This window comes from Pseudomonas sp. HK3, from assembly GCF_052920985.1.
Genome location: NZ_JBREXD010000001.1, coordinates 1,833,512 through 1,853,407 on the forward strand (window position 1 = coordinate 1,833,512; position 19,896 = coordinate 1,853,407).

Below are 19,896 nucleotides of genomic sequence, written 5' to 3' on the forward strand. Positions count from 1 at the left end.
ATGATGGACCGCAATAAATGATCGCTAACGGATATAACAAAATAGCTTTTATTTCATACTTATCTTAAAGAGCGCAATAACAATAAAATCAGACTCGTCAGCATCATCTATTATTTGGTCTGAATGATCTATTCCTGTAAGCCCCACGTATTGTTAGTGACATGACGGAGGTTAAAATGAATATTTGGGTGATTGGTGCATCAAGCGGAATCGGTCTCGCGGTGGCTCAGCGCTATGCAGAGCAAGGGCACAGTGTTTGGTTCAGTGCGCGCAATCAAACAGAGCTAGATTCCTTAAGCGATGGTCAGCTTAATTTACTGCCTTTGGCCGTAGATGTAACAGATGACAAGAGCCTAGAATACGCGGTTGACCGCATTCAGCGTGTTAGTGGTGAGTTAGATAAAGTCATTATTAATGCAGGTACTTGTGAGTATATTGATTCATACAAAATAGAGCGCGATAAAATTCGACGTGTGCTTGAAACTAATTTTTTTGGTGCAGTCAATGTAGTTGATGCGGTATTGCCTTTGTTGCGAGCTACACGATCACGTGCGCCTTCTAAATCGCCTCAGCTGGTTTTTGTTGCTAGTAGTGTTACCTATCAGGCCTTACCAAGGGCGGGCGCATATGGCGCATCAAAAGCGGCTGTGCGTTATTTTGCTGAAACACTTCGCGCGGATCTTGTACATGAAGGAATTGATGTGCGAGTCGTGAGCCCAGGTTTTGTCAAAACGCCATTAACCGATAAAAATGATTTCCCAATGCCATTTCTGCTCAGTGCGCAAGACGCTGCACAGCGTATTGATAAAGGATTGTCTGGTGGGACATTTGATATTCACTTTCCGAAGCGTTTTACCTATTGCTTAAAACTACTGGCATTATTGCCAGACTGGATACGCTTGCCGTTAGTGGCTAAGGCATCTCGACATGATGTGGAGAAAGCCAAAGCATGGGTAAATACTCATGGCTAAAGATAAAATGCATTTAATCATTAACATTCTGCTATTTCAGTGCACGTGGTTTGCACTGGTTATGGGGCCGTTAATGTTAGGGGCTAGTTTGTTGCTGTGTTTGCTTTTACATTCAGTTGCTGTGTCTAACAATAGAAAAGCACTGGGTATGTTATGTGCTGTTGTTGTATTTTTGGGTGTTTTAACCGATTCAATATTAATGAATCTAGACATTTATCAATTACAGCCCGCGATTGCTAGCTATGAAGTGTTAATTCCAGCGTGGCTAGTATTGTTATGGCTTGCATTTGCATTGACGCTAAAGCGCTCATTAAATTGGTTGTTCGATTTCCCTTGGTTGATGGTGCTGATGTTAGGAGCATTAGGCCCGCTTAGTTACTATGCCGGTTCTCAATTAAACCCAGACCGAATTGAGATTAATCATCGTTTTTTGCCAGTAGCAGTGTTTCAATGGACTGTAATCGGGTTTGTCATTATCGGATCTAATAAAATGTTATTTAACAATTGCGCACACAAAATGAGCATCAAATGAAAATTATTCTGTTTAGCGTTATTTTTTTTATGTCGGCATCAATTTGCGCAACGTCACAAGAAATAACCAATAGGTTTTCATTTGAAGGCGTGGCTTATGATGTGGAATCCAAAGCGGTGCTTTATACCGAGCGCCACGATGTATTTTTAAATAAGCAGAATCAATATGAGGCAACATCTGTGGTCTATGTTGATGCGCAAGATCAGGTTTTTGCAAAAAAATCATTGGACTTCACACATAACCTAATGACACCGTTAGTCTATTTTGAAGATTCCCGTGTGGGCACGTTGGTAGAAGTGACAAAGCAAGCAGATGGCATAAAAGTTCGCTACCAGAGTGAATCAGATGCCGCTAATGCGGTGATTGAGCAAGTGCCTATGATGGTGGTGGATGCAGGATTTGATCAAATGCTTATTCAGCATTGGGATACCTTACTTGATAATAAGGAATTAGACTTTGAATTTCTGGCACCCACTAGAGCGCAACTAATTGATTTTTCTCTAACACCCGTTTCTCAGGGCGATAGCACGATAACGTTTTCGTTGGCACCTAGTAATTTTTTGTTGCGTCTCTTAGTTGACCCAATCAAGTTAACTTATGATAAGTCCACAAAACGTATTTTGGTATATGAAGGCTTAACGAATATTGAAGAAATCAAAAAAGGGAAACCGACAGGGGATTATTACGTGGCTCGAATTGAATATCATTATTGAACGGTTAACCACTTAAGTAGTGTCTTTAATAAACGATCTTCGTCTATAGGTTTTGTAAGGTAGTCATCCATTCCTGCGGCCAAACATTTTTCTTGATCGGAACTCATTGCATTTGCGGTCATGGCAATGATATGAACTTTATGGTTAGAGGTTTCTTCTAACTGGCGGATCGCCCGTGTTGCATCGTAGCCATCCATTACGGGCATTTGACAGTCCATTAAAATGGCATCATATGCTTTGTTTTGTTTTAGTGCTGTTTTTACTTTTTCTACGCCTTCTTCACCGTTGTTGGCCACATCCGCAGTCACTCCCATTTCAGCGAGCAACATGATCGCGACTTCTTGATTAAATGGAATATCTTCTACTAATAGTATTCGTGCATTTTCTGGTAATGATAAGAGGGTGTTGGCCTGCGTTGCTTGCGCATTATTGATAGGCGTCTGTGCGACAGAGAAATCAAGACAAAGAAATAAATCTTGGGCTGTGACAGGTTTAGAGAAATGAATATTAAACCCTGCTTTGCGCATGTCTTCATCGTAGGGTGTGTGATTGACGGTTGTCATTAATACTAAGCGAGCATTTGAAACAGGGTGGTTAGTATGAATATACGTTCCCAATTCTATGCCGGTCATGTCATTGAGTGTGTTATCAATAAAAATCAAATCAAATTCTTGTTGAGCAATAATATGTTGAGCCTTAGCACCGCCGTGGCAAAAATGTGGAGTATTTCCCCACTGTTGTAATTGATTAATAATGGCCTGTACAGATTTCTCATTGGAATGAACAATTAAAATATTTAGCTTAGATATGTTGCTGGGTATCGCTGATGGTTGATCGATTTTAGGTTTTTCAATCGGTATTTGAAAACTAAAGCAACTGCCAATATTTTCCTTGCTTGTGACAGATATCGTTCCCTCCATTAATTCGCATATTCGCTTGCAAATGCTTAGCCCCAAGCCGGTGCCGCCAAATTTACGTGTAGTACTGGCATCAACTTGAGAAAAACTGATGAATAGTTTTTTTATATGCTGATCGGGTATGCCTATGCCGCTATCAATGATTTCGCACTGTAAAACAGTCGTATTGTCTTTTTCTAGTAATTGGCTTTTAACTATTATTTCACCTTGAGAGGTGAATTTCCCCGCATTGCCAATAAGATTGGTTAATACTTGTCGAATTCTAACAGGGTCGGATGTAATATGATCTTGTGTTAAGCCGCTTGAATCAATCACTAGATCAATATTTTTCTCTTGGATCCGTAGGGCCATAGACTGGCAAACTTCATCAACCAAATTTCTTATATTAAAACTGACCGATTCTAATTCGAGTTTTCCTGATTCGATTTTTGTAAAGTCCAAAACATCATTTATGATCGACAATAATGATTCTGCACTTATTTTGGCGATATCAACTTTTTTAATTTGTTCTGGTGTTAGTTTGCTTTTCTGTAGCAATGTTAACATCCCAAGCACACCATTCATGGGGGTACGAATTTCATGACTCATGGTGGCTAAAAACTCTGTTTTTGCCTTGCCAGCTGATTCGGCTTCATTTTTTGCATCAATTAATGCTAATTCTGATTTCTCTTTTTCTCTTATCGTTTCGACTCGTTCAATTAACTGACCAACGGTGTTAGTTAAGGGTGATAACCAGTTTACAAGGTTAATATCGAACCCCATTTCTCGATTGGCCAGTCCAATCATGCCAAGGCATGTGCCTTTTTGAATAATAGGGATGGCGATATAATTTTTTAATTTCGGGTGATTGTCAGGAATCAAAGATGACTCAACGTGCAATTCTGCGTTGTTCAAAAATAGAGGTACTTGGCTGTTTGCGGATTCTACGAAAAGATTGTCAGATCTAGAGAAAGTAACCCCATCACGTTCAAATTTAATTTTGAGTTCAGCGTCTATACTATTTTCGTCAATGCCATTGAATGCAATTACCTTGATAGTGGATTTGCCGTTTTCATAATATACATTTCCGATAAATGAAAGTTCGCTATCGGTGAGTAAATTAATGTTTTTTATTAAGTTTTTAAATGCAGCGTTGTAATCTGAATTTTTAATAAAGTCACGTTGTGCACTGGCGATGGTTTTAACAAGACGAATTTGTGATTCAAGCGATTCATTTGTTTTTGCAAGATTTTGTTCGGCTAATTTCTTTTCGGTAATATCAAGATGTGTGCCGACCATGCGTTTTGGTTTGCCATATTCATCCCATTCAATGACTTTACCTGTGTCTAAAATCCATATGTCATGGCCCGCTTTATGATTCATTCGGCCTTCAAATGTGTAGTATTCAGTTTCATTATCCCAGTGTGCTTGAAGCTTATTACCAGAATCTTCAAGGTCATCGGCATGGGCATGGGTTAACCATGTTTCGATACTAATGTCTCCAAGTTCTGCAATGGTGTAGCCGATGATACTTGCCCAACGTTCGTTCACGGTTAGAACGCCAGTTTGTATTTGCCAGTCCCAAATTCCCACTTGAGTGCTATTAATGATCAGTTCAAGTTGCTTGTTGTTTTCTTGTAATTTATTCTCGGCTTGCTTTTGCAATGAAATGTTTTGGATGTAAGACCAAATTAATTTCCGACCTTGACTGTCCTTGATTAAGATACCATTGAGCAAAACTGGGTAGGCAATACCTTGTTTGTTGATGTATTCTTTTTCATAGGGGCCGTATGCACCAGTATTAATTAAACTTTCTAATTGTTTTGCCTCTTCTTTTTTATATTTTTTAGGGGTTAAGTCCCAATAACTGAGGCTTTCAAGTTCGTTAAGTGTGTAACCGGTATCCTCAGCGAGACGTTTATTAACATTAATATATTTACCGGTTTTAAAGTCATTAAGAGCGATGCCCAGTGGTGATAATTCAAATAATGCTTTTAAACGTAACTGCTGCTCGCGATGATGCGTGCCTAACCACGTTAGTATTAACAAAGGGGCTAATATTAACAATGATATTAGAGTGATAATCAATCTGAATTGCCATACGTTATCGGCAACGCTTGGCCAGCCATTTTTAGGTATGGCGGCTAACTGCCAATTACCAAATGGGAGTTCGATAAAGGCAAGCACAGGGTATTTGGAAAATATGCCATCATTGCCATAGAAAGTGGTGCCATTAGAAAATCGTTTGTCATGGCCAAATATGGCTAAATCGAGCGACAAATCATCATCAAATAAACCGCTGACGCTGTAAAGTTCATCGGCATCAATGACGGCTGAGATAAGCCCCCAAAATCGACGTTCCCCCGTTTCTATGTTTTCGCTATACACAGGGATCCTGCCAATAAAACCCTGCCCCCCTTGTAATAGTTTAACCGGACCAGCTAAGACTAATTGGCCGGTATCACGGGCCATAATTGCGCCTTGGCGTTGTTTTACATTTTCTAGGTAATTTAGGCCTATGGCTTTTTCATTGCCTTCAATGGGGTACATCAGGCTAATCACCATGCCAGGTGCGCCGCCAATGTTTCTAAGTTGGTTGTCACGCTCAATGAGTGGTTTTGCAAACATCGCAAACCGTTTTTGCGACATATTTGGCTCAATGCTTATGGCTGATACCAAGCCGTTCACCGCTTGTATATTACTATTTAAGGTACCTTCAAGCCGAGCGCGAATGGTACTGAGTTGGTTTTGCACATCTGCACGGACTTTTTGGAGGTGGGCTTCATTGTTGTTGTTATCAACGAACCAAGCGCAGGCGAGAATCACACTGGATGCTAGCACTGTGATTAGCCAAAAGTGATAGCGCCAAAAGAGCGCTCTTAAGCTATTAACGCCTAACATCGTTTTATGAGAGGGAAGGCCATGAGTGTGACTGTCTTTTGCTGTCATAGCTGTTTTAGAGTGCACATCCTGTCTATTTCTATAAGTGTAGATGATTATGTCCGGTTGTGAGCCAATTGAGGGTTTAAGGCGTAAGCACCAAAAACAGGAGGGTGTATGAAAACACTTAGAGCAATTGGTGCGCTGTACATTGTGTCGGCACTTTGGTGCATTTTTCGTCTGGATCTGTCAGCCAGTAGCTTGGGGTTTGGCCTTTTAAACCCTGCGGCGCAAGTTGAATATTTTAGTGTGTATGGTGGACTACAGTTGGGGTTAGGGATTGCAATGATCGTGACCTCATTACAGCCTAAGTTGTTATTAGGTGGTCTCTATTTCAGTTTGGTTTTTTCATGGGTGTTGGCCACTAGCCGTGGAATAGGGTTGGCCTTGTATGAGCCTAACTCTTTGATGTGGGTATTAATGGTGCTTGAGGTCTGTATCGCATTAGCATTGACCTATGCATTTAAGAAGTATCAAACAAATCTAGTTTGATTAGACGCGCGCGCACAAAAAAGGCCAGTTGATCGCTCAACGGGCCTTTTTTATGAAAACCAGCCAGTTAAAGTAAAGGCTGTAATTCTGGCCAAATTAAATTACTAAGGGTCAGTGAAGCATTGGCAGTTGGGTGAATGTTATCACCTAATACATCACGTGCTGGAACCATGCCGCGAGGATCTAAGAACGTGCAATTCGCGGTTGTATTGCGACATGCTTGATCTAACTTATCATCACCTAAGTTAAGTGCACTGGTTAAGTTTGAGTTGCCACGTGGTAGTTCATAGTATCCAAGGTAAATAATGTTATCCACACCATCGCTATTCATTTGGTTTAGCAAGTTAACCAAGTTAACGTATTGGTCGTTGATTAGGTTCTTACAATTACGGCTTATGCTCCAGCGCCACCAATGAGTGCGGCAACCATAAGGGTCTAAAATAATGGCCGGAATTAAAATATCGTTACCACCACCATTCATTACAATCGTTTCGATATTACCATCGGTGGATTTTGCATCACTGTATTGACGCTCAACTGAATTTGCAATGATACCACCGGATAACTCAGCGCCACTTAATGTGTAGTCACGAAATGTCTGGCCGGCTTTGTCTTCAAGAATGCGTTGTATATCACCCGATAAATCAAAGATAGAATCACCTAATGTGATGACTTCATTACGGTCTGCGTTTTCTACATAACTGCCGCTACCGCATGCAATGAGCGATAACATAATAAATGAACCTACTAGGGCCTTAGCAGTGTTCACCCAATTTTTTAGCATTGTCATTTTTAGCTTCTCCTTATTATTTGTCTAAATAGACAGAGTAAGTGTAGGAGTAGAATGTTTTCTGCCAAGATTTAAAAGCGAACAACTTTTAGTAAGCGTTCGCTTTTCATGATTTGCACTGTGTTTTTTACTGTTTAGGAAAATATGGTGGCACAGTTGTTTTAGTTGCTGCCATAAAGTCTTGGCCGGTTGTACCTATAAAACCCAGAGTCTTCTTCTGCTGTAATCGTATCGGCTTCGTTTTTAAAATACTGATCTCTTAATTCTGTCAGTTTAGTGTTTAATATTTCTCCTGAGTAATTTTGACTTAGCTGGTCATGTGCAGACATATATTGATAGCCATTTTTCCAGCGTTGCTCTTTTTTTGTATCTTCAATGGCTAATTGTTCTATGTCTTGTTTAGAGAAACCGAGTTGCTTTCTGCTTTGGGATATGGCGGATTGTCTTTCTTGTAGCGTCATGCCAGCAAGGCTTTTTTGTACACTTTCTAATTGAAAGTACACACTGGAAATAACGCCTTTATTCAGAGTGTAATTTTCTTGCTCATCAGGATAAAGCTCGTTAAGTGTATTTTGTAAAACATAAAGGCTTTCTTGCATTGAGATATCGGTGGCGTTATTGAGGGTGTCTAATGTTTGTTGAACCGTTTGTCGCTTGTGCTCTTGGCTTTGAATTTCTGTTTGCCAAATTTCTTCGGCAAGATCACCAAATATTTCATGGCGCTTTTGCCAGATTGTTCCATTTTTAGTCAGAGGGTCGAGGTCATTCAAGGTAAGTAAGTTATCGGCATACCATTTTTCATACATATCGAGTCCTGCGATAAGAGCCATAATTTCAACAGCATGATCAGGAAATGCACGCTGCATAATGGTTTTGAAAATCGATGCTCCATTGTGCGGGTATTGTTCGAAAACAAAGTCACGAAAGTCTTGCATGCTCATTTGAATAGCGGGCATATGAATTTCATGACGATGCTGTTCGGTCAATCCTTTTACCATGGCGAGAATAAATGCGTTTTCATCGCTGTATTGTTGTGTGCTTGGTGTAAGTGGAGCGGGTGCGAGAGGCCCACTGTCTGAATGCAGCGCCTTTTTATTGCTGGGGTCAACTATGAGTGTTGCTTGCATGTCAATGACAAAAAACAACGCCGACAGAAATTAAACCAGAAAAAATACCAAGGTGTGAAAGTTTGATCATGGGATATCTCTTTATTATTTAACTTTTATAATAAGTTGAAGTGAGCGTGTTTTGCGAACCGATTGCGAACAAAAAAGTCTGTTTGTTCGTATTTCATTACTTCGTCTTATTTTGACCTAGGAAATATGGTTAAAAGCATCCATATTTAGTATTGCGGTTGATGTTCTTGGCGGCTACGTCTATACATGCCAAATAATGTTTAATGGCAAAAATAGACGAATAATAATAAAAATATAATTCTCTTTGAAATATCAAGTGTTGAGTCAGTCTCATGTTTAGTGATATTTATTTTCGTCTCTTACTCGAAGTCATGAGTAAAGACCCAACGATTAAAAAAATTCCAAGCTTAAAACTTGATAATGATAAGCACTCTGATTTTGATTCAGTCAGAAACTTTCATCGCTTAATAATAAGTGCATATGAACAGTGCCCAAGTTCGAGTATAGGACTTGAGTTCGGTCGCCATGTTAAGCCAATAAATGCATGTGATTTTTCACGATTAATCGCCACGTCTAAAAACGTAATAGATGGTTTAAATACATTGGTTGAATTTTATCCGCGTTTAAATTTGAAACCGTTCCCATTACTGTATAAAAATGAAAAACAAATTTCGATTGCCTTGTGTTTTCCCTATGAGCAATCCATTGGTTCTGCACACAAGCGATTTTGTAGCGAAACGTTTTATAGTTTTTGCTTAAATATATTATTAGATTTAGTTGATGAGCCAATTAAGCCGATAAAACTGTATTTTGATTACCCTAGACCGAGTTATGCCAATGAATACCAAACTCTGTTTAATTGTGAAGTTGAGTTTGATGCACCCTTATCGATGATAGTATTTGATCGTAAGATCGAGCCATTATCGTTATTGAGTGCAAATGAGTGTTTGCACGATGTGTATCTAACAAAAGCCAATGAGGTTTGGCAGCAGGTTAAGCGTCAACAAAATTTTAAATATCGAACATTGAGCCAATTAATGCGAGATTTCCCCGCCAGCTTTAATGGGCAGCATTTAGCGAATGCACTTAATATTTCACCGCGAGGATTACAAAAGCGATTAAGCTCAGAGGGCAGTTCTTATTCTTTAATGTGTCAAGTCGTTAGGCGAGAATTAGTGAAGGTGTGTTTGTATCAGCGAGATTATAGTTTAGAGGATGTAGCCGCTTGTTTGGGGTTTCAGTCGCAGGCGAGTTTTCGTAAGTTTTTTAAAGCCAACTTTGGGGTTAACCCTAAAGTGTATGGCAGTGTCAGAGCCGAGTTATTGGCTTAAAGTCAAAGCCAGCTAACGCTAGCTGACTTTAATTGTACTATTTTAAGCGGCGCAGCATTTTTTGTATTTTTTACCACTACCACATGGGCATGGCTCATTACGGCTAGCCTGTTTTTGGCTAACGGCACTGGCGGCTTCTTGTTTGCCCAGTAGAATATCCAGGTCTCGAATATCTTCTTCTACGTCGGGTGTCACAGTAATAATGCTGGCCCAGCCATTTTGCTCAAACACACTGACCAGTTCTAATTTACGCTCTTCTGTTTGTACGCTGATGTTCGCAGGTGCTTTATCGGTACCCAGACGAACGGTTTTATTGATCTCAAAGCCGGGGCTATTATTAACCGGCTTTTTCATTGATTTGCCTTTGTAGAAGAATTTGGACATGGATCACCATTAAAGTAGCAGGCCCGCATCGACAGAGGCCTAAATATGAGTAGGGCGAAAGCCCATTAATAAACGGCCACCATTGTAGTGTATTTAGCGTGAAATATCCTAACTTGTTCGCTGAAATGCGCTTTAGGGGCATGAGCGGTGTAATCGACTAAACTGGTAATAGGCATACTGATTACCATGATCACAATGGGCCGATTTTTGTTGTCAAACCCCTTGAACAGTGATATCTAGCGCATTATGGCGGATTGCCATGTCATTCATATTTTAATGGACACGTTAATGACGAATCCTTTTACTGACAACGACATTCCCGATGGCTTTCTCGACCTATTGTCATCGCTGTTACGAAACCCAAGTGTGGTGGGGGCCGAGCATTCTTTCTTTCGAGTGTTACAGCGTGAATTAGAAGAACGTGGCGCTAAAGTGACGTGGTATGAAGGCTTGTTAGTGGCCCAAGGTAATGACCCCGATAGCTTGATGTTTTCAGCCCACATAGATCGCCATGGCTTGATGTGTACTGGCCCTAATGAATTTCAATACGCGGCGTTTGTCTCAGGTGCTCGATCTGATTTGCTTGGTAATTCAGTGGCCGAACTGCTGATGAAAAAAATTGTATACCGCTTTCAAAATGAATCGGTATACGCGTATGAGCCATGGTCTGGTGCTTACCGTGGCCGTGGCGATATTGTGAATGCCTATATTTGTGAATATCGTAATAATCTGATCTTCGAACTTGACGGGTTAGAGCACCTGGTTGCGGGTACCCCTGTCGCTTTTAGTGATAAATTAAAAATACAACCCAACACTATTGCAGGTCAGTTAGATAATGTATTGACGGCGGCAGCATTGGTGTATTTGTTCGAACGTGGCTTTCAAGGCACCGCATTTTTTACGGCTCAAGAAGAGGCTGGTAAAAGCTGGCGTTATTTATTGGAATGGTTCCGTCGCTTTGGTGGTTCGACCAACCAGCTAATTGTGGTGGATACGAGTCCGTTTCCAGATATCGAAGCAGCCAGTGCCCAGCATTTAGTGTTGCGTCACCAAGATGCTAATGCACCGTTCAATGAAGCGTTGACTAAAAAACTAGAAAATACATGTGAGCAATTGGGGATTAGTTATTTATTTAAAGATGCTTACGTCGAAAAGTTAAACAAAGAACTGGTTGCAAAAGGTGAGTCGCCACACTCTATGGGGTCCACTGAATTAGGGCGAATTATTTCGGCATCAAATGGTTTGGTTGACGGTACCACATTACAGATACCAACATCGGGCTACCATACTTTGTCTGAAACGGCGCCTAAGCCTTCAGTCGCGGCATTTCTGGCGCTGTTAAGTTCGTTGTGCGAGCTTGGTCAATAAAATACGTTAAAAACTGCTACACTTGCCAGCTTAGTTTTGGCAAGTGTCGTTTACTTTTTTGAGATCGTTATGAATAACACCATCTTACAATTAACACGTATTGTTCAGCAGGTGGCCCTTGCTGAATCACCGGCTCAGCAGGTGAGATTAATTGTGGATTCCATCAGTGATGTTATTCAATCGGATGTGTGCAGTTTGTATCGAGCCAATTCTGATCAAAATATGGTGTTACTTGCCAGTCATGGATTGAGCTATAAAAGTTCGGTGATGATTCCCCATGGTAAAGGCCTCGTGGGGTTGGTCGCAAAAAGCCGCCACCCTGTGAATGTTAAAGAAGCAGCGGCCCATGATTACTATTTTTACTTGCCTCAAACCCAAGAAGAAAAATTCGTTAGCTTTTGCGGTGTGCCGTTAGTTCTGTTTGGTAAGGTCATCGGGGTGCTGGTTGTACAAAGCCGTCAAGCTGAACTGCTTGATAAAGAAAGTGAAGGTTTTTTAGTCGCCTTGGCGTCACAGTTAGCCTTGATTGTTTCTGATATTCCAATGGAATCTAAAATTGAAGATCAGAATGATCGCTATATGGGCATCAAGGGCGCGCCAGGTATTGGTATTGGTAATGTTCGGCTATGTCTAAGCGGTGAATTGAATACGGTTCCTGATGCTGAATGCAAAGATATTGACGCGACCATTGAAAGTTTGCATCAATTATTAGAGACGGTTAAGCACGATATTAAAAATGAGCAAGTAGCATTGGGGTCTGATATGCCCGATTCCGTTTCGGCGATTTTTGATGCCTATAAAATGCTACTGGCAGACCAAGCGTTAATCGATAAAGTTATTCAAGAGATTCGGCTGGGCCATTGGCTGCCTTACGCGTTAAAACTTGCCATTAATCATTACTCTGAAATTTTTCATGCGATGGACGATGCGTATTTTCGTGCACGAGCCGAAGACATTTTACATTTGGGTAACAAGTTATATAACTCATGGCGCGGCGCAAAAGGTATTGACGTTAGCCTGATTGATGGCCCGGTTGTGTTAGTGGGTATACAAGTCAGTGTATCGGATATTGCAGCGGTGCCTGTGAATAAGTTAGCGGGTATTGTGTGTTTTGAAGGCTCAAGTCTTTCTCATACATCCGTATTGGCTAATGCCATGGGTATTCCTGCGGTGATGGGCATTGGTATTTTAAAAGGCTTAGCCAATGACGATCGCGTTATTGTAGATGGCAACGAAGGGCAAATTATTTTGTACCCGAGTGATGTTGTCGCGGATGAATTTAAAAAATTAGTTCAAAAAGAAAAAAGCTTAAAAAAACAATTATCGTTATTAAAAGATGTACCTGCTCAAACAACAGACGGCCATACGTTTGAGCTTTTTACCAATACGGGTTTGTTAGCTGATATTACACCGGGTTTAAAAAGCGGTGCAGAAGGTGTGGGTTTATACCGCACTGAAATCCCGTTCATGGTGCGCGATAGTTTTCCTAACGAAGACGAACAAGTTCAAGTATATGAACGTGTATTGCACGCGTACGAAAATAAACCGGTGTATATGCGCACACTCGATATTGGGGGTGATAAACAGCTGCCTTATTTTCCTATTCACCATGAAGAAAATCCGGCACTTGGCTGGCGCGGAATTCGGTTCACGCTTGATAATATCCAACTGCTAATGACGCAAGTGCGCGCGATGATTCGTGCGGCCAGTGGTCAAGATAATTTACACATACTCTTACCCATGGTGATTTCAACGTCTGAGGTGACCACATTTTTAGAGTTATTAGAGGACGCCCTTGCTCAGCTGGCAGAAGAGGGCATGACGGTTAGTCGTCCTAAAGTGGGTGTAATGATTGAAGTGCCTGCGGCGATTTCTCAGATTCCATTTTGGGCGAAATACATCGACTTTATTTCTATCGGTTCAAACGATTTAAGTCAGTACTTACTGGCCCTTGATCGTAATAATGCCCAAGTGGCGGATCGTTATGATCATGTACACCCTGCGGTTTTGCATGAAGTAAAACGGATTGTAGATCTTGCGCGCAGCCATAATTTGAACTTAAGTTTATGTGGTGAGATGGCAGCAGATCCCATTGCGCTTGTGCTGTTGATGGGCATGGGGATCAAGCGTTTATCCATGAGCGCTGCGAAGTTGCCAAAAATTAAATACTTAATTCGCAGTATGTCGCTAGTAGACAGTCAGCAGTTATTGCGTCAGGCACTCACATTAGAAAGTAATGACGCGATACGTGCGCTGGTCAATGAACATTTAGAGCAAATTGGATTCCATGAATTCATGCGAAACCAACAGGTCGTGGAGTCATAGCCTTATATGGAGTGGGAAACGTTATTCTCTATAGAGCCTTATAGTTGGCCAGCCATTGGGAGTGCTATTTTTTGCGCCACCATTATCGGCCTTGAGCGCCAGCTAAGAGGTAAGCCCGTGGGGATTCGTACCTCGGCGTTAATTATTTTGGGTACGTACTTGTTTTTATCCACCGCTTTTTTATTAGAAGGCTCTGTGGTTGACCCTTCTCGTGTGGTTGGGCAAGTGATTACCGGTATCGGTTTTTTGGGCGCTGGTGTTATGTTGGCGAAAGACGGGTCGGTGGTGGGGGTGACATCCGCAGCCACCATATGGGTGCTAGCGGCCATTGGCGTTATGATCTCAACCAATCATTTGTTAGAAGCCATCAAATTATCGTTTGTGGTGGTGCTTATTCTTTGGGGTGTCGATTTACTAGAAGAAAATACACGCACGCTCAGTCGTGGAGTGCACAGTAAGGTTCAAAACTTTAAAGCTAAACGTAAATAAATATTATTTATCTCGCTTTCGTATACTATTTTTTTATAGTGTATGCTCTTCATTTAATTTATGTATATTGTGCCCGGGCACGTTACTCATAATAAGACTTATCAAAGGTTTGCTTATGCGCTCATTTTTTCCTTTTGTTACGGTTATGTTTTCTGTATTGCTGATAACTGCGTGCAGTAAAAAAGATTCCTCGGATGGCAAACTTGATGCTTTGGTCAACCTCAATCAGCAGTCTTCTAATGTTTGGTTTGTGAGTGGGCAAGATAAAATAGACGCGGCTATTCAGCATCATCAGGCCATCAATAATAATAAAGGCAGTGCCAAAAATATCATTTTATTTGTGGGTGATGGCATGGGGATCTCGACCGTGACCGCCGCGCGTATTTTAGAAGGGCAACGACGTGGTCAAACAGGTGAAGAAAATCAATTAAGTTTTGGCCGTTTTGCGTTTTCAGGTTTATCTAAAACGTATAATGTTGATGCGCAAACACCGGATTCAGCCGGAACAATGACGGCAATGGTGACGGGTGTAAAAACCGATGCTGGGGTCATTGGTGTTGCCGAAGGTGTTGTCTATAACGACTGCGCGTCAATGGCAGGTAACGAGTTATTAACGGCATTAGAGTTAGCTGAAATTGCCGGCATGAGCACGGGCATTGTTACAACGGCCCGTATTACCCATGCAACCCCTGCCTCAACCTATGCAAAAAGTCCTAACCGTGATTGGGAAGATATATCGGACATGCCGCCATTAGCCGTGAAGGCGGGTTGCAAAGATATCGCAGAGCAACTGGTGTACTTTGAGCGTAACTTAGAAAGCCGTTTTGACGGTTTAGATGTAGACGGTCTTGAAGTTGTGATGGGTGGCGGGCGTCGCCATTTCTTAGCAAAAGACGCCTCACAAAATTCAACTGAAAAAACCACTGGCATTGAAGGTGATCGTACTGATGGTCGTAATTTAATAGCACAGTGGCAACAGCAATACCCAGATGGCCAGTACGTTATGGATCAAGCGGGCTTCGATGCGATAAACGTGCAAAGCACGCCCCATGTTTTTGCTTTGTTCAATGAAAGCCATATGCGTTATGAGGCTGATCGTAAAGATGATGTGGCAGGCGAGCCCTCCCTAAGTGAAATGACCAAAACCGCTATTGAGCTACTGGATAAAAACGATAAAGGGTTTTTCTTAACCGTTGAAGCGGGGCGTATTGATCACGGCCATCATGCAGGTAATGCCTATAATGCACTCAGCGATGCCATTGAATTATCCAATGCCGTGCAGGCGGCAGTGGATGCCACCCGTGATACCGAAACGCTAATTATCGTGACGGCGGATCACAGTCACGTGTTTACGATGGCGGGCTACCCTAGGCGAGGCAATCCCATTCTAGGTAAGGTGATTAACGTTGGCTCATCTGACTATGCGCTTGCCGATGATGATTTGCCGTATACGACTTTGGGTTACATGAATGGTTTGGGTCATCGTGATAATGCCAATAAAACCGACAGTGATAGCGTTTACGGTGATAAGAAAGGCGCGATCACGGGTCGAAAGGATTTAACTGAAGTTGATACACAAGCGTCTGGTTTTCATCAAGAAGCCCTCGTGCGACTTGAATCAGAAACCCATGGGGGAGAAGACGTCGGTATTTATGCACAAGGTCCGGGTGCTCACTTAGTGACGGGTGTGCATGAGCAGAGTGTTATTTTTCATATTATGAATCATGCTGGCAATCTTTCGGCAAAAGCCAGCAATGCATTGCGGTAATCGATAACGACCACTGAGAGTCATCAGTGGGTGAATTATGGTTGAGGCTTGTTGTCGTAGGCTTCGATTTTTTCTGCAGTGCTACCTTGGCGGTCAAGCGTGCCAATATCTAATACAGGTGAGGCATCAATGTGCTGAGCATCCATCATTTGAGCGACGCGCTGCAACGACGAGATAATCATGGTTTGTTCCCACTCTTGTAAGTCCCCAAACTGACGCGTGAAGTGATCTTGCAATGGCATGGGCGCATCTTTCAGGATCTCAATACCTAGATCCGTTAAATACGTATGCACTTTACGCTTATCGGTTGTCGAGCGCTCACGGCAGACCAGTTTACGTTTTTCTAGGCGATCCAAAATAGTGGTCACTGTTGCTTGGCTTAGGCTAATGTCATTGGCTAATTCGCCTATGGTGACATTATCGTTATCACGAATTGCTTGCAGTAATAATATCTGCGGCGCCGTGAGTCCCGTGGTTTTCGCTAAATGCTTAGAGTGTAAATCGGTGGCTCGAATCACTCGGCGTAAGGCAACCAATACTTGGTCAATCTGGTTCAAAGGTTTGTCTCTACGTATGTGCAAAAGAGCTATTATATAGAGGCCTGTTGATTTCGCCAGAGTTAGGCGCTACTGGTCTTTCTCTTTAAGGGGATTTCGTCAGATTCATAGTGGTACAAGTCATCATCGACTGCATCACTGAGGCGATCTAGCGCCCCCACATCTAATAGCGGCGCGGCGTCTATTTCATGGGCGTCCATCATCTGTGCGACGCGCTGCAAAGATGAAATCAGCATGGTTTGCTCCCATTCTTTCAAATCACCAAATTGGCGCGTTAACTGATCTTGTAACGGAATGGGCGCGCTTAATAATATCTCGTCTGCCAATTTGGTTAGGTGGGTATGTACTTTACGCTTATCAGTTAGTGAGCGCTCACGATATACCAGCCCACGTTTTTCTAAGCGATCCAAAATGGTTGTGACAGTGGCCTGAGATAGGCTGACATCAGCGGCAATCTCACCAATGGTAACCTGCCCAATATTGCGTATGGCTTGCAATATTAATATTTGAGGCGCTGTTAGGCCGGTGGTTTTGACTAAATGCTTTGAGTGTAAGTCCGTGGCACGGATTACACGCCGCAGCGCCACCAGAACCTCTTCAATTCTATGCTCTAAATGACCTGCTTGACTCTCATGAGAAGAGCCAGAGGTCAACGTTTTCTGTGATTCCCTTACTTCATTCATAGTTACCTTGCGCGTCTTGATATTGTGTTAAATCAATCACGATAAACAACTCATTGGCTAAATTTACCGTGCCTTTGATTAAGTTGTGCTCCGCATGACCCGCTTCAATTTGGTCATTATTAAACCCTATGATTTCGCTGACGCGGTCGACGCTGAAGCCTATAAAACTGCCCTCATTCTCAATGATGAGGATGCGGCTGTTATCGTCAGGTTCATGGCTGGGGGCGTTCATTAAGTCGCGACCATTAATGACGCTGACAACATCACCACGAATATTCATGATCCCTTCAACTTCTTGAGGTGCACCCGGTACGGAAGCTGGTGGGCGATAGGGCACGATTTCCCGCAAAGTCGTAATGGACTGAGCGTAAGCCGCATCATTTATATAGAAACTAATCCATTGATCTTTGGTTAATACATCGTTCATGGAATTAAATTACCATCTTTTGAGTGATAAATATCAATTAATATTTAGTGTACTATATTTATAGTACTAAAGAAAATTCAAGATGAATGCCTATTATTTGCCAATTATGTGTGTTTGTTAGTATGTTTTGTGAACATATTTGCTTTATTTAGGCGTTTGGGGTTTAAAAAGTCTTTAGAGTAGTAAATAATAGAGCCCTTAAGGTAATACAGGAAAAGAAATCTATGTCGCTCGCCATTGAATTACAGATACCGACAGCCGAAGACGGCATGTCAGTGTATGAATTGGTGCAAAACTGCCCGCCGTTAGATACCAACTCTGCTTATTGTAATCTCTTGCAGTGCTCTCACTTTGCCGACACCTCGGTTGCGGCCGTGTTATATGGTGATGATGGCAAAGGCCAACTGGTTGGTTTTATTTCTGGTTATATTTTGCCGGGCAAGCCCGACACATTGTTTATCTGGCAAGTGGCTGTATCGGATAAGGCGCGAGGCCAAGGGTTAGCCTCTCGTATGATTCAGCACATATTGCAGCGCGAGAATTGCGCGCAGGTTAAATTTATTGAAACCACCATTACAGAATCCAATGGTGCGTCTTGGGCGTTATTTGAACGCGCCGCACAAACGCTAAATACGCAGTTGACCCGTTCTGTGATGTTTGAAAAACAACAGCACTTCAATGGTTTGCACGATACCGAAATGCTCGTCCGCATTGGGCCGTTTAGTTAATCTTATTCATTACCCATTATTAAACTTATTAATTATTTCTCTTATAGAAAGGAAGAATTATGAAAATTTTTGACGAAATCGAATCAGAAGTACAATCTTACGCCCGCGCATTCCCTCGTTTATTCAACAAAGCGCAAGGCGAGTATTTATACGATGAAGACGGCAATCAGTATCTTGACTTCCTAGCTGGCGCTGGCACGCTCAACTACGGCCATAACCACCCTGTATTCAAAGAGAAGCTGCTTCAATATATTCAAGATGACGGTATTTGCCACGGTTTGGATTTACACACCAAGGCGAAAGGTGAGTTCCTTGAGACCTTCAATGAAAAAATCTTAAAGCCGCGTGATTTGAACTACATGGTTCAATTTACTGGCCCAACGGGTACCAACGCGGTTGAAGCCGCACTTAAGCTAGCCCGTAATATTAAAGGCCGTGAGAATGTTATCTCTTTCACTAATGGTTTCCATGGTGTGAGCTTGGGCTCACTTGCGACTACCGGTAACTCCCATCACCGTGGTGCGGCGGGTGTAAGTTTGGGTGGCTCGTCTCGTTTGCCTTTTGATGGTTATATGGGTGATGAACTGGACACGACCTTTTATCTGGATAAAGTCTTGTCAGATTCCAGCAGTGGTGTTGATTTACCTGCCGCGGTGATTGTTGAAACCGTTCAAGGGGAAGGTGGTATTAACGCCGCTAGCTTTGAGTGGTTACAAAACCTAGAAAAAGTATGCCGTAAGCACGATGTATTGCTCATTGTTGATGATATCCAAGCCGGTTGTGGCCGTACGGGGACATTTTTTAGCTTTGAAGACGCCGGTATTAAGCCTGATATCGTGACCCTTTCTAAGTCATTTAGCGGTTATGGGTTACCATTTGCCGTTGTATTGATGAGCCCAGAATTAGACCTTTGGAAGCCAGGTGAGCATAACGGTACTTTCCGTGGTAATAACTTCGCCTTCGTGACGGCAAAAGCGGCTATTGATACTTTTTGGAGCGATGACAAATTCGCTAAAGACATTAAGCGCAAAGGGGATTATATTGCCCAGCGTTTAGAGGACATTGTCGAGAAATACGGTGAAGGTAACTTCACGATTCGTGGTCGTGGTATGTTCCGAGGCATTAGCTGTGTGAATGGTGAAATTGCCAACCTAATCACCCGTGCGGCCTTTAAGAAAAATTTAATCATTGAAACCAGTGGCGCAGATGATGAAGTGGTTAAATTCCTATGCCCACTGATCATCAGTGATGAGAACTTGAAACAAGGCCTTGATATCGTTGAAGAGGCGATTAGAGCCGTGTGTGCAAAAGAAGACATTCCTGAAGATAAGGATTACTTCGACGACGTTGAAATGGCCAGCTAATA

Annotated in this window: 18 protein-coding genes; 11 read left to right on the forward strand and 7 right to left on the reverse strand. The window is 42.1% G+C overall.

The window, feature by feature from the left end; genetic code table 11:
* Positions 1-176: 176 nt before the first annotated feature.
* Genes ACU6U9_RS08590 through ACU6U9_RS08600 form a run of 3 tightly spaced genes read left to right on the forward strand, consistent with a single transcriptional unit; the run spans position 177 to position 2,216 of the window.
* Entirely contained in the window at positions 177-971 is a 795-nt protein-coding gene (locus ACU6U9_RS08590) for an SDR family NAD(P)-dependent oxidoreductase (RefSeq protein WP_446734620.1), read from the forward strand.
* Positions 964-1,503, forward strand: coding sequence for a DUF2878 domain-containing protein (locus tag ACU6U9_RS08595; RefSeq protein ID WP_446734621.1), 540 nt, complete (start codon positions 964-966; stop codon positions 1,501-1,503). The genes ACU6U9_RS08590 and ACU6U9_RS08595 overlap by 8 nt, the downstream gene beginning before the upstream one ends.
* Positions 1,500-2,216, forward strand: coding sequence for a hypothetical protein (locus ACU6U9_RS08600; RefSeq protein ID WP_446734622.1), 717 nt, complete (start codon positions 1,500-1,502; stop codon positions 2,214-2,216). Before ACU6U9_RS08595 ends, ACU6U9_RS08600 begins: the two co-directional genes overlap by 4 nt.
* Here ACU6U9_RS08600 and ACU6U9_RS08605 read toward each other — a convergent pair.
* A complete protein-coding gene (locus ACU6U9_RS08605; RefSeq protein ID WP_446734623.1) occupies positions 2,210-6,079 on the reverse strand; it encodes a response regulator in 3,870 nt (1,289 codons plus the stop codon). The genes ACU6U9_RS08600 and ACU6U9_RS08605 overlap by 7 nt on opposite strands.
* A 90-nt stretch (positions 6,080-6,169) precedes the next feature.
* Between ACU6U9_RS08605 and ACU6U9_RS08610 the strand changes: the two genes are divergently transcribed.
* Entirely contained in the window at positions 6,170-6,544 is a 375-nt protein-coding gene (locus ACU6U9_RS08610; protein ID WP_446734624.1) for a DUF4345 family protein, read from the forward strand.
* Between the two features lie 67 nt (positions 6,545-6,611).
* Here ACU6U9_RS08610 and ACU6U9_RS08615 read toward each other — a convergent pair whose 3' ends face one another.
* Both ACU6U9_RS08615 and ACU6U9_RS08620 read right to left on the reverse strand, forming a co-directional pair.
* Entirely contained in the window at positions 6,612-7,334 is a 723-nt protein-coding gene (locus tag ACU6U9_RS08615) for an SGNH/GDSL hydrolase family protein (RefSeq protein ID WP_446734625.1), read from the reverse strand.
* Between the two features lie 161 nt (positions 7,335-7,495).
* Positions 7,496-8,461: a hypothetical protein gene (locus ACU6U9_RS08620; RefSeq protein ID WP_446734626.1), complete on the reverse strand. Its 966-nt coding sequence runs from the start codon at positions 8,459-8,461 to the stop codon at positions 7,496-7,498.
* A 341-nt stretch (positions 8,462-8,802) separates the two neighbouring features.
* Between ACU6U9_RS08620 and ACU6U9_RS08625 the strand changes: the two genes are divergently transcribed.
* Positions 8,803-9,801 (forward strand): AraC family transcriptional regulator ligand-binding domain-containing protein, encoded by a 999-nt coding sequence (locus tag ACU6U9_RS08625; protein ID WP_446734627.1) that lies wholly within the window; start codon positions 8,803-8,805, stop codon positions 9,799-9,801.
* A gap of 42 nt (positions 9,802-9,843) precedes the next feature.
* Here the strand turns inward: ACU6U9_RS08625 and ACU6U9_RS08630 are convergent, their stop codons facing one another.
* Entirely contained in the window at positions 9,844-10,185 is a 342-nt protein-coding gene (locus ACU6U9_RS08630; RefSeq protein ID WP_446734628.1) for a PBPRA1643 family SWIM/SEC-C metal-binding motif protein, read from the reverse strand.
* Positions 10,186-10,473: 288 nt separating this feature from the next.
* On the opposite strand from ACU6U9_RS08630, the gene ACU6U9_RS08635 reads away from it, so the two are divergent.
* The 4 genes from ACU6U9_RS08635 to ACU6U9_RS08650 all read left to right on the forward strand — a co-directional run bounded on the left by ACU6U9_RS08635 (position 10,474) and on the right by ACU6U9_RS08650 (position 16,135).
* Entirely contained in the window at positions 10,474-11,553 is a 1,080-nt protein-coding gene (locus tag ACU6U9_RS08635; protein WP_446734629.1) for a hypothetical protein, read from the forward strand.
* Positions 11,554-11,622: 69 nt separating this feature from the next.
* Positions 11,623-13,878: a phosphoenolpyruvate--protein phosphotransferase gene (ptsP, locus tag ACU6U9_RS08640; RefSeq protein WP_446734630.1), complete on the forward strand. Its 2,256-nt coding sequence runs from the start codon at positions 11,623-11,625 to the stop codon at positions 13,876-13,878.
* Between the two features lie 6 nt (positions 13,879-13,884).
* On the forward strand, positions 13,885-14,367 hold the full coding sequence (locus tag ACU6U9_RS08645) for an MgtC/SapB family protein (protein WP_446734631.1): 483 nt from the start codon (positions 13,885-13,887) through the stop codon (positions 14,365-14,367).
* Between the two features lie 115 nt (positions 14,368-14,482).
* Positions 14,483-16,135 carry an alkaline phosphatase gene (locus tag ACU6U9_RS08650; protein WP_446734632.1) on the forward strand — a complete coding sequence of 551 codons (1,653 nt, stop codon included), beginning with the start codon at positions 14,483-14,485 and terminating at the stop codon, positions 16,133-16,135.
* A 35-nt stretch (positions 16,136-16,170) separates the two neighbouring features.
* Here the strand turns inward: ACU6U9_RS08650 and ACU6U9_RS08655 are convergent, their stop codons facing one another.
* From ACU6U9_RS08655 to ACU6U9_RS08665, 3 genes are all read right to left on the reverse strand, one after another.
* Positions 16,171-16,692 (reverse strand): MarR family winged helix-turn-helix transcriptional regulator, encoded by a 522-nt coding sequence (locus ACU6U9_RS08655; protein WP_446734633.1) that lies wholly within the window; start codon positions 16,690-16,692, stop codon positions 16,171-16,173.
* 62 nt (positions 16,693-16,754) lie between these two features.
* Complete coding sequence (locus tag ACU6U9_RS08660) at positions 16,755-17,375, reverse strand: MarR family winged helix-turn-helix transcriptional regulator (RefSeq protein ID WP_446734634.1); 621 nt, start codon at positions 17,373-17,375, stop codon at positions 16,755-16,757.
* Positions 17,368-17,802, reverse strand: coding sequence for a chemotaxis protein CheW (locus tag ACU6U9_RS08665; RefSeq protein ID WP_446734635.1), 435 nt, complete (start codon positions 17,800-17,802; stop codon positions 17,368-17,370). Before ACU6U9_RS08665 ends, ACU6U9_RS08660 begins: the two co-directional genes overlap by 8 nt.
* 224 nt (positions 17,803-18,026) lie before the next feature.
* On the opposite strand from ACU6U9_RS08665, the gene ectA reads away from it, so the two are divergent.
* Both ectA and ectB read left to right on the forward strand, forming a co-directional pair.
* Entirely contained in the window at positions 18,027-18,530 is a 504-nt protein-coding gene (ectA, locus tag ACU6U9_RS08670; RefSeq protein ID WP_446734636.1) for a diaminobutyrate acetyltransferase, read from the forward strand.
* Positions 18,531-18,589: 59 nt separating this feature from the next.
* Positions 18,590-19,894: a diaminobutyrate--2-oxoglutarate transaminase gene (ectB, locus tag ACU6U9_RS08675; protein ID WP_446734637.1), complete on the forward strand. Its 1,305-nt coding sequence runs from the start codon at positions 18,590-18,592 to the stop codon at positions 19,892-19,894.
* The last annotated feature ends 2 nt before the right edge of the window (positions 19,895-19,896 follow it).

Excerpts from the sequence above, each read along its gene's own strand:
- ACU6U9_RS08590 (WP_446734620.1), top strand. The coding sequence starts at position 177 with ATGAATATTTGGGTGATTGGTGCATCAAGCGGAATCGGTCTCGCGGTG.
- ACU6U9_RS08595 (WP_446734621.1), top strand. The coding sequence starts at position 964 with ATGGCTAAAGATAAAATGCATTTAATCATTAACATTCTGCTATTTCAG.
- ACU6U9_RS08600 (WP_446734622.1), top strand. The coding sequence starts at position 1,500 with ATGAAAATTATTCTGTTTAGCGTTATTTTTTTTATGTCGGCATCAATT.
- ACU6U9_RS08610 (WP_446734624.1), top strand. The coding sequence starts at position 6,170 with ATGAAAACACTTAGAGCAATTGGTGCGCTGTACATTGTGTCGGCACTT.
- ACU6U9_RS08615 (WP_446734625.1), bottom strand. The coding sequence starts at position 7,334 with ATGACAATGCTAAAAAATTGGGTGAACACTGCTAAGGCCCTAGTAGGT.
- ACU6U9_RS08620 (WP_446734626.1), bottom strand. The coding sequence starts at position 8,461 with ATGCAAGCAACACTCATAGTTGACCCCAGCAATAAAAAGGCGCTGCAT.
- ACU6U9_RS08625 (WP_446734627.1), top strand. The coding sequence starts at position 8,803 with ATGTTTAGTGATATTTATTTTCGTCTCTTACTCGAAGTCATGAGTAAA.
- ACU6U9_RS08630 (WP_446734628.1), bottom strand. The coding sequence starts at position 10,185 with ATGTCCAAATTCTTCTACAAAGGCAAATCAATGAAAAAGCCGGTTAAT.
- ACU6U9_RS08635 (WP_446734629.1), top strand. The coding sequence starts at position 10,474 with ATGACGAATCCTTTTACTGACAACGACATTCCCGATGGCTTTCTCGAC.
- ptsP (WP_446734630.1), top strand. The coding sequence starts at position 11,623 with ATGAATAACACCATCTTACAATTAACACGTATTGTTCAGCAGGTGGCC.
- ACU6U9_RS08645 (WP_446734631.1), top strand. The coding sequence starts at position 13,885 with ATGGAGTGGGAAACGTTATTCTCTATAGAGCCTTATAGTTGGCCAGCC.
- ACU6U9_RS08650 (WP_446734632.1), top strand. The coding sequence starts at position 14,483 with ATGCGCTCATTTTTTCCTTTTGTTACGGTTATGTTTTCTGTATTGCTG.
- ACU6U9_RS08660 (WP_446734634.1), bottom strand. The coding sequence starts at position 17,375 with ATGAATGAAGTAAGGGAATCACAGAAAACGTTGACCTCTGGCTCTTCT.
- ACU6U9_RS08665 (WP_446734635.1), bottom strand. The coding sequence starts at position 17,802 with ATGAACGATGTATTAACCAAAGATCAATGGATTAGTTTCTATATAAAT.
- ectA (WP_446734636.1), top strand. The coding sequence starts at position 18,027 with ATGTCGCTCGCCATTGAATTACAGATACCGACAGCCGAAGACGGCATG.
- ectB (WP_446734637.1), top strand. The coding sequence starts at position 18,590 with ATGAAAATTTTTGACGAAATCGAATCAGAAGTACAATCTTACGCCCGC.